The organism is Trichococcus palustris, from assembly GCF_900114465.1.
Taxonomy (GTDB): Bacteria; Bacillota; Bacilli; order Lactobacillales; family Aerococcaceae; genus Trichococcus; species Trichococcus palustris.
Genome location: NZ_FOTD01000010.1, coordinates 71,187 through 85,317, shown reverse-complemented (window position 1 = coordinate 85,317; position 14,131 = coordinate 71,187). Strand labels below are relative to the sequence as shown.

Annotated in this window: 13 protein-coding genes, 2 pseudogenes and 2 other annotated features; of the genes and pseudogenes, 3 read left to right on the top strand and 12 right to left on the bottom strand. The window is 43.9% G+C overall.

The window, feature by feature from the left end; translation table 11 throughout:
* Positions 1–137 precede the first annotated feature (137 nt).
* The 8 genes from BM101_RS08285 to BM101_RS08250 all read right to left on the bottom strand — a co-directional run bounded on the left by BM101_RS08285 (position 138) and on the right by BM101_RS08250 (position 7,638).
* Complete coding sequence (locus BM101_RS08285) at positions 138–1,181, bottom strand: uroporphyrinogen decarboxylase family protein (RefSeq protein ID WP_087033794.1); 1,044 nt, start codon at positions 1,179–1,181, stop codon at positions 138–140.
* A gap of 52 nt (positions 1,182–1,233) precedes the next feature.
* Positions 1,234–1,493: a binding site (T-box leader), on the bottom strand.
* A 118-nt stretch (positions 1,494–1,611) separates the two neighbouring features.
* Positions 1,612–2,646 (bottom strand): uroporphyrinogen decarboxylase family protein, encoded by a 1,035-nt coding sequence (locus BM101_RS08280; protein ID WP_087033795.1) that lies wholly within the window; start codon positions 2,644–2,646, stop codon positions 1,612–1,614.
* Positions 2,613–3,365, bottom strand: coding sequence for an amino acid ABC transporter permease (locus BM101_RS08275; protein WP_087033796.1), 753 nt, complete (start codon positions 3,363–3,365; stop codon positions 2,613–2,615). The genes BM101_RS08280 and BM101_RS08275 overlap by 34 nt, the downstream gene beginning before the upstream one ends.
* A 13-nt stretch (positions 3,366–3,378) precedes the next feature.
* Entirely contained in the window at positions 3,379–4,086 is a 708-nt protein-coding gene (locus tag BM101_RS08270; RefSeq protein WP_218149906.1) for an amino acid ABC transporter permease, read from the bottom strand.
* A 26-nt stretch (positions 4,087–4,112) separates the two neighbouring features.
* Positions 4,113–4,952 carry a transporter substrate-binding domain-containing protein gene (locus BM101_RS08265; protein WP_087033797.1) on the bottom strand — a complete coding sequence of 280 codons (840 nt, stop codon included), beginning with the start codon at positions 4,950–4,952 and terminating at the stop codon, positions 4,113–4,115.
* Between the two features lie 16 nt (positions 4,953–4,968).
* On the bottom strand, positions 4,969–5,721 hold the full coding sequence (locus BM101_RS08260) for an amino acid ABC transporter ATP-binding protein (protein ID WP_087033798.1): 753 nt from the start codon (positions 5,719–5,721) through the stop codon (positions 4,969–4,971).
* Positions 5,722–5,912: 191 nt separating this feature from the next.
* Positions 5,913–6,171: a binding site (T-box leader), on the bottom strand.
* Between the two features lie 183 nt (positions 6,172–6,354).
* Positions 6,355–7,215 (bottom strand): SDR family oxidoreductase, encoded by an 861-nt coding sequence (locus tag BM101_RS08255; protein ID WP_177194448.1) that lies wholly within the window; start codon positions 7,213–7,215, stop codon positions 6,355–6,357.
* 63 nt (positions 7,216–7,278) lie between these two features.
* Positions 7,279–7,638 carry a putative quinol monooxygenase gene (locus BM101_RS08250; protein ID WP_087033800.1) on the bottom strand — a complete coding sequence of 120 codons (360 nt, stop codon included), beginning with the start codon at positions 7,636–7,638 and terminating at the stop codon, positions 7,279–7,281.
* Between the two features lie 191 nt (positions 7,639–7,829).
* Here BM101_RS08250 and BM101_RS08245 point away from each other — a divergent pair, with 191 nt between their 5' ends.
* Complete coding sequence (locus BM101_RS08245; RefSeq protein WP_087033801.1) at positions 7,830–8,075, top strand: hypothetical protein; 246 nt, start codon at positions 7,830–7,832, stop codon at positions 8,073–8,075.
* On the opposite strand, the pseudogene BM101_RS08240 reads toward BM101_RS08245, so the two are convergent.
* Positions 8,068–9,152 (bottom strand): annotated as a pseudogene (locus BM101_RS08240) (RNA-guided endonuclease TnpB family protein). The gene BM101_RS08245 and the pseudogene BM101_RS08240 sit on opposite strands and share 8 nt — an antisense overlap.
* A gap of 198 nt (positions 9,153–9,350) precedes the next feature.
* On the opposite strand from BM101_RS08240, the pseudogene BM101_RS08235 reads away from it, so the two are divergent.
* Positions 9,351–9,740: pseudogene (locus tag BM101_RS08235) on the top strand (NADPH-dependent F420 reductase); the annotation flags it as partial.
* Between the two features lie 389 nt (positions 9,741–10,129).
* On the top strand, positions 10,130–10,441 hold the full coding sequence (locus tag BM101_RS14110) for a helix-turn-helix domain-containing protein (protein ID WP_177194447.1): 312 nt from the start codon (positions 10,130–10,132) through the stop codon (positions 10,439–10,441).
* Positions 10,442–10,728: 287 nt separating this feature from the next.
* Here the strand turns inward: BM101_RS14110 and BM101_RS08225 are convergent, their stop codons facing one another.
* The 3 genes from BM101_RS08225 to BM101_RS08215 are packed head-to-tail and all read right to left on the bottom strand — an operon-like array spanning position 10,729 to position 14,126.
* Entirely contained in the window at positions 10,729–11,658 is a 930-nt protein-coding gene (locus BM101_RS08225) for a D-ribose ABC transporter substrate-binding protein (protein ID WP_087033804.1), read from the bottom strand.
* 11 nt (positions 11,659–11,669) lie between these two features.
* Positions 11,670–12,644, bottom strand: coding sequence for an ABC transporter permease subunit (locus BM101_RS08220; RefSeq protein WP_087033805.1), 975 nt, complete (start codon positions 12,642–12,644; stop codon positions 11,670–11,672).
* Positions 12,645–14,126 carry a sugar ABC transporter ATP-binding protein gene (locus tag BM101_RS08215; RefSeq protein WP_087033806.1) on the bottom strand — a complete coding sequence of 494 codons (1,482 nt, stop codon included), beginning with the start codon at positions 14,124–14,126 and terminating at the stop codon, positions 12,645–12,647.
* Positions 14,127–14,131: the final 5 nt, after the last annotated feature.

Here is a 14,131-nt window from a genome sequence, read left to right as displayed (position 1 = left end):
TTCTCATTGTAATCTAATCTCGTTGCTTTTATGGTCATGATTGTAGCATGTCCATCTTGGTAAGAATAATACCGATTCGCTATCAGAACTGACCGCTTTTTCCGAACACCGCAATGATTTAGGCAATACGAGTGTTTTTAATGATGTGATGCTTCTACCGGTTCTTTTTTGTTGCCGGATACACCGGCTGCTGTTTCACGCACCAACGCTAACCGATCCAGATCGATTTGAGGATTCACGGTGCAATCCGCCCCGATGATGACGCCTGTTTCACCGGTTTCCTGGATGATATCGACCGTAAATCGGGCAATCTCCGCTTCGCTTCCGGCATCCAGCAATGTGCCGGAATTGTTGTCGAAGCCGCCGATCACCGCTTTGTTTCCGAAGAAGGCTTTTCCATCCTTCAAGCTGATTTTCTCGGTATGGACTGCCCAGTTGTATGCTTTCGCCTCATAGTCCTGGTAGAACGTCAGATCATTTTGGTGGTGCTCATATCCGCAAATATGCAGGATGTTGTAGTCGCTCAAGCTGTTCGCCGCAGCCAATACCGCCAATTCGCTCGGTGCGACATATTTTTGATAAGCTTCTTTGGTGGCCGCTTTGCTTTGGACATTCTGAACGCTCAGATAGATGCCGTCCACTCCGGCTTCCGCAATCACTTTTTGGGTCAATGTCGCGATGTCTTTGGCGATTTCATTTTGCGCATGGGCAAGTGCTTCCGGCTCCGTTTCGAAGAAGCGGATGAACTTGTCATAGTCCTTGTCCCAGGCTTCAAACTTGATGCGGATATAGTTTGCCGGCGAAAAGATATTGTAGAAGGTTGCGATCTCCCCGTTGAAGGATTCCTTGATTTCCTTCACCAGCTTGACTTGCTCGGTGATCCAAGGATGTTCCGGCCCTACCGCCTTTATGTTGTACAGGTCACTCGCTTGATTGACTTCGTTAGCCAGCAGACTCGGGTGCCCGAAAAAGCCGTCGCTCATGATTTTTACGAAATCAGGTTGGAATTTATCGTAAAATTCCTTGTGCCCTGCGATCACCTCAGCCAGTATTTCCTTCTTCTCTAATCCGCGGAACTGGTCATCCCCAAGCACAAAATGATACCAAAACCCTACCGGCACCCGTTCGGTTGCCTTGTTGTCGAATGCGTCAAAAATCAATTTCCTTCTGTTGTTTGCCATGTGTTTTCCTCCTATCAATTTGTAAAAAAAATCGCCTCCCTGGATCAGCTCCAGAAAGGACGACGTATTTATCGTGTTACCACCTTTTTTCGCGGCGACCTTGCGGCTGCCACCTCTAACGGTGCAAAGAAGAAAAAAACTTCCTGATACCGTTGCATGTTTAACGGATGCATCCGGACGCACCTAAGGGGTTACCCTGTCAGCGCATCAACTCCGAGGCCATTTTCCCTATGCTTCCGTCCACTCTTTTTCACCAGGCAAGAGCTCTCTGCAGAACGTTTCAGCAAGTACTTTCCTCTTCTATGTCTTTTTTTGTATATCTCAATTCCATAGACAAAGTCTACCATCCGAGAGACTTTGTGAAAAGCACACGTTTCCGAACAGTTTTGACAGGCAAAAGCGAACACCGCTTTGCCTGCTTCCCGCCCTTCTAGCTTAATTTGACAAGCGAAGAGTTGTAGATTCCTCTGCGGACAGCAAAAATGTTCTTCTCGGTGGATAGTTGATCGGAACAGCAGCCCGGCCCAATAATAAGCCCTCTTCCACCCACTTCATCGATCGCTTCAATGACATGCTCTTCAACCTCTGAAACCGTCCCGGATACCAATAAGCTTTCCCGGATGACCTCGTTCTTTTGATTATAGTAGGGAACTTCGCGGATGCCGCCCAACAAGCACTTATCTGTCCTTTTCCTTGCTTCCGTCAACGAGATCGATGTCCAGCGATCGTGCCAATTGATGCAATTCACCGGGTATTTTTCAATTAAATCGAACATGACATTATCGCCATGAATATGCGCCACATTGAAATAGGTTACATCTTTATACGCATTAATCACCTGCAGATCATAGTATTGACCAAATTCCAGGTATTCCTCTTCCGTCAGAAAGTCATAATTCGCGCATTGCGTAGCGAAAAAGAAGCCATGTACACCCGCTTCGATATTGGCTTTGACAAAATTGATCGTTGTCTCGGTAATGGCCTGCAAGGCTTGTTTGACCAATTTCGGATTTTCCTTCATATCCCATAGAATTCTGTCGCCGGCTAATTTTCTTGCGTTTGTGAGCGGACTGAATATCGTTTGTATGAAGGGAATCTTTCCTTGCGTCAATTTGGCTGTATGCTGCGCCAGCTGAACTTGCTTGCCGAATGTTCCATAGTATCCGGGAAGCACGTCAATCTTTCCCCAATCATCGATTTCATGGATGCCGTAGTCAGCAACGATCGGCGGTTCATTGACCTTGTTGAATATCTTAACTTTAGCGCCATAATCCTGTACGCCATACAGCCCGAAAGGCATCAGTTTTATAAAATCAAAATTATATTTTTGGGCAAACTCGGTTTGTGCTTCCGCTAAAGTCCGGGGATCCTGATCGGCCGCTGAGTAATGCATCCAAATATTTGAGGGTACATAATCAACTTCCTCTGAATTTAGCGCTGCTTTAATTCTATCGATTTTATCCATAATTTTCGCTCCCATTTTTTATTGGTGGTGAAGATGCCTTCAGAATGTCTTGCCTCTAACTTGCTGAACAACAGTGTCAGCACGCAACACAAAGCCCAATAGAGTATCCCTGCTGCTGTGTACGATTCTAAATAACCGAAATTGACGGCGGAACTCAATTTTGCCTGCGCCAACATATCAACTAAGCCAATGGTAAAGCCTAATGACATCCCTTTAATGATGCCTAAATACATATTGAAAAAGGCCGGGATGGCAACTCTCAATGCCTGCGGGAACACAATTCTCATCATCGTCTGAAATCTTGTCAATCCGATCGAATAGGCTGCTTCATATTGACCCGGTTCCACGGATAACAATGAGGCCCTGATGTTCTCTGACTGCGTGGCGGAAGTATACAAAGAATAGGAAATAATGATCGTCCATACAGGCGAAATCGATAGCTCGGACGGACGCTCAAGCACGTTGGGAAGATCGTTCAATAATTTCGGCAACGTATAATATGCTATGTAAAGGTGGATGATTAACGGTATTCCCCTTACATACGAGACAAAGGCACGAACTAATTTGTCGAATACCGGTACTTTAAATAGCCTGATGACTGCCAAGATTCCGCCGATGATAATGCCGGATAGTAAAATTACCAATGACATAGACAACGTGCCTGGAATGACAGTTGCTATAGAGAACAGGTCTTCAAATAAAAGATTCCATTTAAACATAGTTCACTACCCCCTACCCGCTTAGATTCTGACTGCCGGTCAAGTTATACCTTTTCTCAAACCCATTGATTATTACATTGGATAGGTTGGTAATGACCCAATAAATGATGCCTGCTGCAATATAAACCTCTAATTTTTTCACCCCGTAATCACTCGCGATCAGGAGCTTTGATTTCCCCATGATGTCAATCAATCCTATGACGAACAATACCGATGTATCTTTTATTAAATCGATCAGGGCATTCCCCAAGCCGGGAAGCGCAATGGGAACCGCCTGAGGTATGATGATTCTGTGAAGCTTCTGAAACTTGGTTAAGCCGATGCTGTCGGCTGCATCATGCTGCTCTTTGTCGACCGCCAAATAGGCAGGCCTCAGAATTTCTGAAAGATACGCACCATTAAACAATGCCAACGACAAAACGGCAAAGACCGATTTATTCCACGAGCTGATGTCTATGCCTATTTTGCTTAATACTATCGGCATTCCATAGTAGACCAAAAATAGATGGATCAGAGCGGGCGTACTTCGAAAAAAAGAAATGTATACCCCTATTAATGGATTTAATCCTTTTATTTTGTTTATTCTGATTGCCAGGATCAAGACTGCCAGGAATAGACCGGCTAGACCGGAAACCAACATGATCAGCAGTGTGTAAGGCACTACCTTCATTAACTTAACCAATACTTCAATTACGTATATAAAATCTATTCCCAGCACCATCCTGACCTCCTCTCTATCTAATAAATTTACTCTTGATAATACGTAAACGTATCTTCACCAAACCACTTGATGGAAAGCTCCGATAATTTCCCGTCTTCTCTCAGTTCTACGAGCGCTGCATCCAGCTTCTCCTTGAGATCGGTCTGGTCTTTGCCTAAAACAAAGTAGGTTGGATTCACTTTGACAGGCTCTGCAACTGCCTTGACCTTCAGGTTCAGCGTTGCTTTAATTTCATCAAAGCCAAGATTATTAGGCAGTACGATTGCATCATATTCACCCGAAGCTAACGACTTGAAACGATCAGCCACGGAAATTCCCTCAGCCGTATTGATGGTAATTTTTGCGTTTGCATGTTCTTCGTTATAGGCCGTCAAAAGATTGTATATCCCGCCATTCGGACTTGAAGGAGCAACTTTTTTCCCTACCAAGTCATCCAATGATGCAATGCTGTTGTCATCCTCTCTCACATAGATGTTGATCAGACTGACGCCGCTTATTTCATCCGGGAAAAGATACTTTGCTTCTCTTTCAGGGGTTTTATAGAGTCCCCCGCCGATTAAGTCATATTTCCCTGCATCCAGCCCAACTTGCACTGAGTCTTCCTCAACGGATTCCAAATTGAAATCATATTCATCAATTTTGTCATCCGCTGCTTCAAGCAGTTCCACTTCATAGCCTGTAAGTTTGCCGTTTTCATCCTCGAAGCTTAACGGTTTTGAACCGGCGTTAAGCGCTACATTTACCGTTTTCACCTCGGCTCCCGCGCTTTTTTCGGTGTCTTCCTTTACATCTGCTTGGGTATTGCCGCAAGCTGTGAATACCCCCGCAAGGCTTAACGTTACTAGTGTTTTAATTAATTTTTTCATATTATCTCCCCTATTCTTAAATGATATATGTGAAATTCTGATATATTTTGTCTATGAACTGTTTTGTTCTTTGCTCTTTTGGATGGGTGAAAATCTCACTTGGTAAACCTTGTTCGATGATTCTGCCATCATCCATAAAGACCACTTTATTGGCGACTTCTTTTGCAAACGACATCTCATGGGTTACGATTATCATTGTGATGCCTGTTTTAGCTACGTTTTTTATTGCACTCAGTACTTCACCGACCAGCTCCGGATCAAGGGCTGATGTTGGTTCATCGAAAAGGATGACATCCGGCTTCAATGCTAACGCTCTTGCTATGCCGACTCTTTGTTGCTGACCGCCTGATAGTTGCGATGGATATGAATTTATTTTGTCACTCAAGCCGACTTTCTCAATTTCCTCCCTGGCAATTTTTATAGCCTCTTCTTCAGGGAGCTTCTGAACCGTAATCAATCCTTCTAATACATTCTCAAGTGCCGTTTTATTTTTAAAAAGATTATAGTGCTGAAACACCATTGCAGTCTTTCTCCTTAGCCTGTTTACATCCTTTTGGCGTTTGTGGCTGCTGTCCACCGATAAACCGCCTATCGATACTACCCCACTATCCGGTTTCTCCAAGTAGTTCATGCATCTGATTAGCGTTGTCTTTCCAGCACCGCTTGAACCGATCAATGCAACGATGTCTCCTTTTTCAACTTTTAAATCTACCCCCTTAAGAACTTCATTGCCACCAAATGATTTGTGGATATCCTCTAGTTCAATCATACTTTCTCCCCTCTCAAAGAACGGATAGCCGAAGGTGCTGCAACAGCTACCTCTTCTTGTTATTCTATTCACAGACTTTCTGAATAGCTAATGAATGAACGCGTCAAAAATCAATTTTCTTCTGTTGTCTGTCATGTGTTTTCCTCCCATCAATCTGTAAATAAAAAAATCGCCCTCCCTGGATCAGCTCCAGAAAGGACGACGTATTTATCGCGTTACCACCTTTTTTCGCGGAAACCTTGCGGCTGCCACCTCTAACGGTGCAAAGAAGAAAAAACTTCCTGATACCGTTGCATATCTAACGGGTGCGCCCGGACGCACCTGAGGGGTTACCCTGTCAGCGCATCAACTCTGAGGCCATTTTTCCTATGCTTCCGTCCACTCTTTTTCACCGGGCAAGAGCTCTCTGCAGAACGTTTCAGCAAGTACTTTCCTCTTCTTTGTCTTTTTTTGTATGTCTCAATTCATAGACAAAGTCTAACATCTAAATGACTTTGTGAAAAGTATCCTTTTCCGAACAGTTTTGACAGGCAAAACCGAATATCCCCTTCAGCCGGCCTAAAATATACGGCAAAGAACCCGGAAACCTGCCGAGAGGTTTCCGGGTTCTGTTTCCCTTATTTTGGAGATGTATTATTTTGCACTTGCAGCTCGATAATCCAATTCACCGGTCATGCCATAGTCAATATACAGAACCTGACCGCTCAGATAACTAAATAGGTCGCTGCCGATAAACACCAGCGGATAGCCCATTTCTTCCGGCAAACCTGCACGCCCATTCCAGCTCTTCAGGAACAGATCGTACATTACTTTTTCGCCGCCGGCTTCCGTGCCATCATTGCTGGCAGCCAGGTTAAACTCTTTGATCAAAGCCGTAGAAGTAAAGCTCGGGGCGATAGCGTTGATCCGGATTTTGCGGCCGATGAACTCCGGTGCACGCGTTTTTTCTTTTACGTATGCGCTGACGCATTGTTTGGAAAACTGATAAGGATCCGGGGATTGTCCATCTGTAAATAGATCCAAGTGCTCATCAACCCATTTTTCACTCGCTTCAAAGGTTGAACAAGCCAACACTTCACCAACATGCTGCATATTATGCTCCCAGCCATAACCACCTGTCGATGAAATGAACGTCACCGATCCGGCATCCACCAATCTCGGCAATAATTGCTCAACCATGTAACGTTGGCCAACAAAATTAACCATCTGGATGAATTTTTCTTTGCCTTTGCCGATGCCTACACCATGACACATAAACAGAGCGTCAATCTTCGCGGGTAATTGTTCAACAACCTCATCAATGGTCACTTTTTTGCTTAAATCACCAGAAATGAATTGAAACACGGGCAAATCAGTCTCATTGCGATCGACCACATAAACTTTCGCTCCTAAGCTCAATAATAATTCTGTGGCAGCCTTTGCCATACCGGAAGCCGCACCCGTGATTACGACTGTCTTATTTTGATATCCTAATAATTCCTCGATACTTTTCATGATTAGCATTTCCCTCCTTTTGTTTTCAGCATTCATCAAATGCAAAGCAGCATTGGTGAACGCTTAACGTCTGAAGCCCCCGATAGGCGCCCTATAGTCAGCACCAAAACCGTCCAAAGCTTCAATTACAGCTGCATTCGGTGCGCCATAAACGACAAAATTTGTCGCATCGCCAAATGTCATCAAACGAGCAGCATATTTTTCTTTAAACATCGCAAGATGCGCTAAAGTAGCTTCATCACTCGCATAACATTCATAAATATGGCAAATTGTCCCATCTTCTGAAACAGTCCATTCGTAAGCTAGTGTTCCGGGTTCATTTTCCTTTGTTGCGTCTACCATTTCATTCATTAATTCTTTCAGCCCGGACAAGTCCTTACTGTTTAATGTCACCTCAAAAATCCAAGAGATATGTTCAAACATGTTCCCAACCCCAATCAAATTTAATAATCATTATCTTATCTGACAACCTTACGGCTGACTAGTACGCACTTTTTTGTAACCCACTAATAAAAAAGTACCTACTTACAAAATGATAGCCGGGATATCTATAATACATTCATGGGATAAATAGCCCATTCCATTACTATCAAATTTATTAGGAGGAACTTAAAATGAACATTACAATCTTCGGAAAAGGCAATATAGCGGCAGCAATCGCAAAGAATTTTGAAACTGCAGGAAACGTCGTGAAATACGTTGTCCATGAAACTGATGCAAAACTCGATGAAATCATTGTATTGGCAGTACCTTATCCTGCTGTCGATGATGTGATCAATCGATTTGAACTACCCCCACCTACGCATTCGCTTAGAGGTGGAGGATTCCTACGAACACCGAAGTATCCCCCGGTTAATTGAGTAGGCTATCCCCGCAGATTCCTGCGGTTAGAAGCCTCAAGGCTTCCTTCTTGATATTGATGCTTGCGTTCAGATCCCGGTCATGGTGGGTGTGGCATTCCGGGCAATCCCATTCACGGACGGCGAGATTCTTCACGTCTTTGTTTTGGTATCCGCATCCGGAACACAGTTGGCTGGAGGGAAAGTTTCGGGCCACTGCAACAATCTGCTTGCCGTACCAGCAAGCTTTGTATTCCAGCATTTTCCGGAACTGGGACCAACTGGAGTCGCTGATGGCTTTTGCTAGCTTGTGGTTCTTGACCAGGTTGGAAACCTGCAGATCCTTGATGCCGATGATGTCGTGGTTTTTGATGATCTCGGTCGATATTTTCTGCAGGTAATCGGTTCTGGCATTGCTGATTTGTTCATGGATTCCGGCTACTTTAGCGCGTTGTTTCTGATAGTTTTTTGATTCGGAGAGTTTGCGCCCATCTTTTTTGGCTTGCTCCCACCGTCTGGAAAGCACTTTTTGTTCCTTGGCAAGTTTCCGTTCCAGTTTGCGGAAAGGCCGCAGATTCTTGTATGCGGTTTCATCGGAAAGGACGGCAAAATCCTTCAAGCCGACGGATTCCGCCTTATGGTGGCGCTCAGGATCCTTCCGTCCACTTCCTTGGACTTGGCAAAAGGGACCAACCCCAATTTGGGCAGTTTCAGTTTGTTTCCCACGATAGCAATATTCCCGTTCGTTTGCTTTGTTGTGTAGGACTGGACGGGGTTCCGTTTGCTCTTGAAGCGCGGCGCACTGTTCTGCTTTTTGAAAAAACGGTCGAAGGAATCGCTGAGATGCCGCAAAGAGGACTGTAATGCGATGCTATCCACTTCCTGCAGCCAGAGGGTGTCTGCTTCCTTCTTCAGCGCTGTCAGATTGGCCGAGCATGTGGCATAGCTCAGACCTGTTCCTGTATCCTCATAGGTTTGGTTCCATTCGGACAGAAAGTGATTGAACACGAAACGGGAGCAGCCAATGGTCTTCCCAATCAGAACCTGCTGTTCGTTCGTAGGGTAGAGTCGGAACTTGTATGCTTTGTGGATGATCATGGCTGCTCACCTCCTTATATCATATATTATACACGAACGTAAGTTCGCTATCAAATGCAAAGGTGCAGGAGGTCAAGGATTTTTCGACAAACAAATAGGCTGACGCCTACCGACATTCATCTCCCGCCTACTCAGTGGGCTATGCCCCTATCATTCCTTGAGGTGGGAGTCTTCTGTCGGATTGAAGATAAAGAGCAATTGGAAGGAAAAGTAGTCATCGATATCACCAATCCATTAAACTTTGAAACTTGGGATGAACTTGTTGTGCCTGCGGACGGTTCTGCTGCTTCGGAAATCCAAAAGAAACTTCCAAACAGCAAAGTGGTCAAGGGCTTCAACACAAATTTCGCAGCAACCTTGGATTCCGGTAAAGTCGGCGGTGAAATCCCTACTGTCGTGTTGCTGGTTTCTGATTTCAACGACGCTAAAGAGCAATTGATCAGCGCACTGAAAGACAGTCCTTTAACTGTCATTGACGCTGGCAGCTTGAAACGCGCACGCGAACTGGAAGCTTTTGGGTTCCTGCAGATGACATTGGCCATAAAAGAAGAAATCACTTGGACCGGTGGCTTCGGCATCGTTAAATAATGTAAGCAGGATGATTCCTGGAAAGGCACGACAATGCGTTTTGTCTTTTCACAGTGAGAAGCTGTTCCGAACAAATTCCCGCCCCTTCAGGTTCATTCACCTGAAAGGACGGGAATTTCTTATTTATACCAGCTCATCATTCTGCAACATAGGCCATCCGGAAGCACATGGGAATACCGACCAGTTGTATTTGGATATCCTTCAAAGAAGGATCGATCAAAATGGCGTTCTTTCCTCGACAGGGAGAAACGCTCAAGAATATTTTCTATTTTTTCCAAAAAAAGGTTACACATTTATCTTTTCCTTCGTCTTTATTAATGACGGCAATAATCGGCGTCGCAGATGCGGCTGCCCGTTGCCGACTACATAACGAAAGAGGGCTAAGAAATATGGAAAAAATGATGGGAAATTTAGATGTATTGTCGATGGGTTACGGAGTCATCCCGAACAGGATGATAAGCGATCGGCACTTGAGCATCGAGGCGAAGGGAATCTATTGCTACATCGCCGCCTGTACGGGATCCGGGGAAACGGACTTTCCATCGGTCGAGTTGATCTGCAGTGATCTGAAGATCAGCAATCAACGTTTCCGGAAACACAAAAAAGAATTAGTGGAAAGAGGCTATCTCACCATCGAGAGCGGGCAGCACAAAGGTAAATTCATCAACAATCGTTACATTTTAGGAAATGGGAAAGGTTAATCATACCATCGCAGTATATGATGCTGCTTTTGAAAATTGAGCTTTCCACTAGATATGAAAAAGATGCTCCCTCAAATTATTTTTTGAGAGAACATCCTTTTTTGTCTTCTAATAGATTTTTGTTAGTAAAAATTTGTGTAAAAGCCATTTTAGAGTTGTATCTTAACAAATAACCCGAAAACTAAAAACTCGTTTTTCGACTGGCTGTCTCAAAACCAGAATAAAATATCTGGTTGAGGAAGCCCTTCTCTTATTGGATTATTTATATCTTCAATATCTATCCATTTTTATTTCGTAATCAGCTCAAGTGGCGAAGCGATGTATTTTTCGACAGTCTTACCAGCGAAATAATCATATGCTGCTTGTATGGCAAGTTTCCCCATTTCTTCGGGTTGTTGCGCAACGGTTGCACTTAGAGTTCCAGCTTTTACGGCAGCGAGCCCATCTTCTGTCCCATCAAATCCAACTACTTGAATTTTTCCTGTTAAACCTGCCGCTTCAATAGCTTCGATAGCTCCTAATGCCATTTCGTCATTTTGAGCAAATACGGCTTTGATGTCTGTGTGAGCTTGTAGCATATTTTCCATAACCGTTAGACCTTCTGCACGGTCAAAGTTAGCGGTTTGGCTATCCAAAAGATTCAATGATGTTGCGGCGATATTAGAGAACCCTTCTCCTCTTTCACGTGTTGCAGACGCACCTGGGGTACCTTCTAATTGAACGGTGTTGGCCTTTTCGCCAGAGATTTTTGTGATGTAGTCAGCTGCCATTTTTCCTCCGGCCGCATTATCAGAAGCGACTAAGGTTACCACTTGTCCCCCCTCGCTGGAACGGTCAATCGTGATTACTGGAATTCCGGCACTATTAGCGGCTTCGACTGCTGGAGCAATCGCTGCTGAATCAACAGGATTAATCAACAGGATATCTACCCCTTGTTGAATCAGATCATCGATATCATTCGTTTGTTTTGCTGTATCATCCTGTGCATCCACACTGATTACTTTCGATCCGTTTTCTTCCGCTAAACCATTGATTCCTGCTTCTAGAGAGATAAAAAACGGATTGTTCAGCGTCGATAAGGAAGCACCGACGACCAACTCGGAAGGCTCTTTCTCTTTAACAGCTGTGCTTTCAGCATTTTCACCTTCTAATGTTGCACCGCCACATCCTGCCAATAGTAATAGTGCTGCCGCCGTCATCCCAAATAATTTTTTCATCTTTTTTCCCCCTATTTTTTGTTTTTGCGATCAATCAATACGGCAATAATAATGACTATGCCTTTTACAACCTGTTGGTAGAAGCTGGATACTCCTAATAGATTTAATCCGTTATTCAATGTCCCTATAATCAATGCCCCAATCAATGTTCCGACCAGTCTTCCACGACCACCTGATAAACTAGTTCCACCTAATACAACGGAAGCGATCGCATCCATTTCATAAGCATTACCCGCAGTGGGTTGAGCGGAATTCAGACGCGAGGTGATGATGATACCCGCAACAGAAGCCATCAAACCCGAAATCGAATAGATTGCGATTTTTATGCGATCGCTCTTAATCCCAGCAATGTAGGAAGCTTTTTCATTGCCCCCTAGTGCAAATGTTTTTCTGCCGAATGTCATTTTGTGGAGCACGACATATAGGATGGCGAAGAAAATCAACATCAATACAACTGGGAATGGAACGCCTAGCAGATAACCCCGACCCATGAATTTGAAGATAAAGCTATCGCCGATTCCTGTAATGGGATTTCCGTCAGTATATACTAAGGTAAGTCCGCGAAATATCGTCATCGTTGCCAAAGTTGCAATAAACGGAGCCATCTTCCCTTTGGTTATCAATAACCCGTTACATGCTCCAAGAAAGGCCCCAAGCATTGCTCCAACTGTCATGGCCAATACTGGATCTAACCCTGAAGCAATCAAACCCGCCATCAAGGCACTGCTGAGAGCCAATGTTGAGCCAACAGATAAGTCAATGCCTCCCGTGATGATAACAAAAGTCATCCCAAATGCAATAAGGGCATTTGTTGATACTTGTCGTAAAAGATTCAATAGATTTGTCGTCGCAATGAAATTAGGATTTAGTATGGTAACAAAGACGATCAATACGATTAATGCAAGTAAAGGACCCAACTTCCCTAATAAATCCTTGGAATTTGTCTTATTTTTAGCGATTTTAATAGTTTTCGTTTCTGAATTCATTTACATTACCCCCGTTGCTAGTTTCATGATTTTTTCTTCGGTTGCCTCCGTTTTAGACAATTCTCCAGCTATGTTCCCTTCATGGACAACAATGATACGATCACTGACACCTAAAATTTCTGGCAAATCACTAGATACCATGATGATTGCAACTCCTCTATCTGCCAATTCATTCATCAACTGATAGATTTCACGTTTCGCACCAACGTCAACGCCTCGGGTTGGTTCATCCAAAATCAAGACCTTTGATCCGATTCCAATCCATTTGGCTAAAACCACTTTCTGTTGGTTTCCGCCTGATAAACTGGAAACAACATCTTCTTGCCCCTCAGCCTTCACGTTAAGTCGTTGCATCAGCAGTTTCACAAAGTCTTTTTCAGCCTGAATATCAATCAATCCATGTTTACGAAAGCCATCAATAGATGGCAAACTGATATTGTCCCGAATAGAATAATCAAGAATCAATCCTTCTTCTTTTCTATTTTCGGTCAAAAATCCAATACCTTGGCGAATCGCATCACTGGGATTCGTAACCGTAATCTTTTTCCCTTCGAGATAAAGCTCGCCACTTTCCAGCGCGTCGATGCCAAAAATGCTTCTCATCATTTCGGTCCTGCCGGCTCCCATCAGCCCAGAAAAACCGACGATTTCACCTGATTTGACTTGGAAAGAAATATTATTGAATTTTCTGTCCCCCATCAAATTCTTGGCTTCAAAAATGACTTTCCCGATTTTGGATGTTTTAGCGGGATAATAATCCTCCAAATCCCTTCCCACCATTTTACGAACCACTTCATCATTCGTCGTGTTTGTCGTTTTGACGGTATCAATGGATACGCCATCACGCATAACGGTAATCCGGTCGCTGATTTTAAAAATTTCTTCCATTCGATGCGAGATATAAATAATGGCTACTTGCTTCGCTTTCAACTTACGGATGATTTTGAACAGGACGTCAATCTCTCGTTCTGTTAATGCAGCGGTTGGTTCATCCATGATGATGACTTCACCGTTTGCCAGTAATGATTTGGCAATTTCAATCATTTGTTGTTGTCCAACCGACAATGTTTTAACTTCTCTATCCAAATCCAATTGAACGCCCAACTCCTCAAAAGCCTTCTCGGCAAGCGCTCTCATTTCATTGGTTTTGATCCACCCTAATTTATTTTTGATTTCGTTACCCATAAACAGATTTTCGAGAACCGTCAATTCTGGCCAAGTGTTCATCTCTTGGTGAATAAAGCTCAGGCCATATTCTTCTGCCTCTTTTGGATTACGGAATGTCTTTGCCTCTCCATTAATCAAGACCTCACCTTCATCTGATTGATGGAGACCCGTTAAGATGTTCATCAACGTGGACTTGCCAGCTCCGTTTTCGCCCATCAACGCATGGACCTCACCGGCTTGGATATTAAAATCCACCCCTCTTAAAACAGAGTTGCTTCCAAAGCTCTTCGTGATTCCTCTCATTACGACTTCCATGTTTT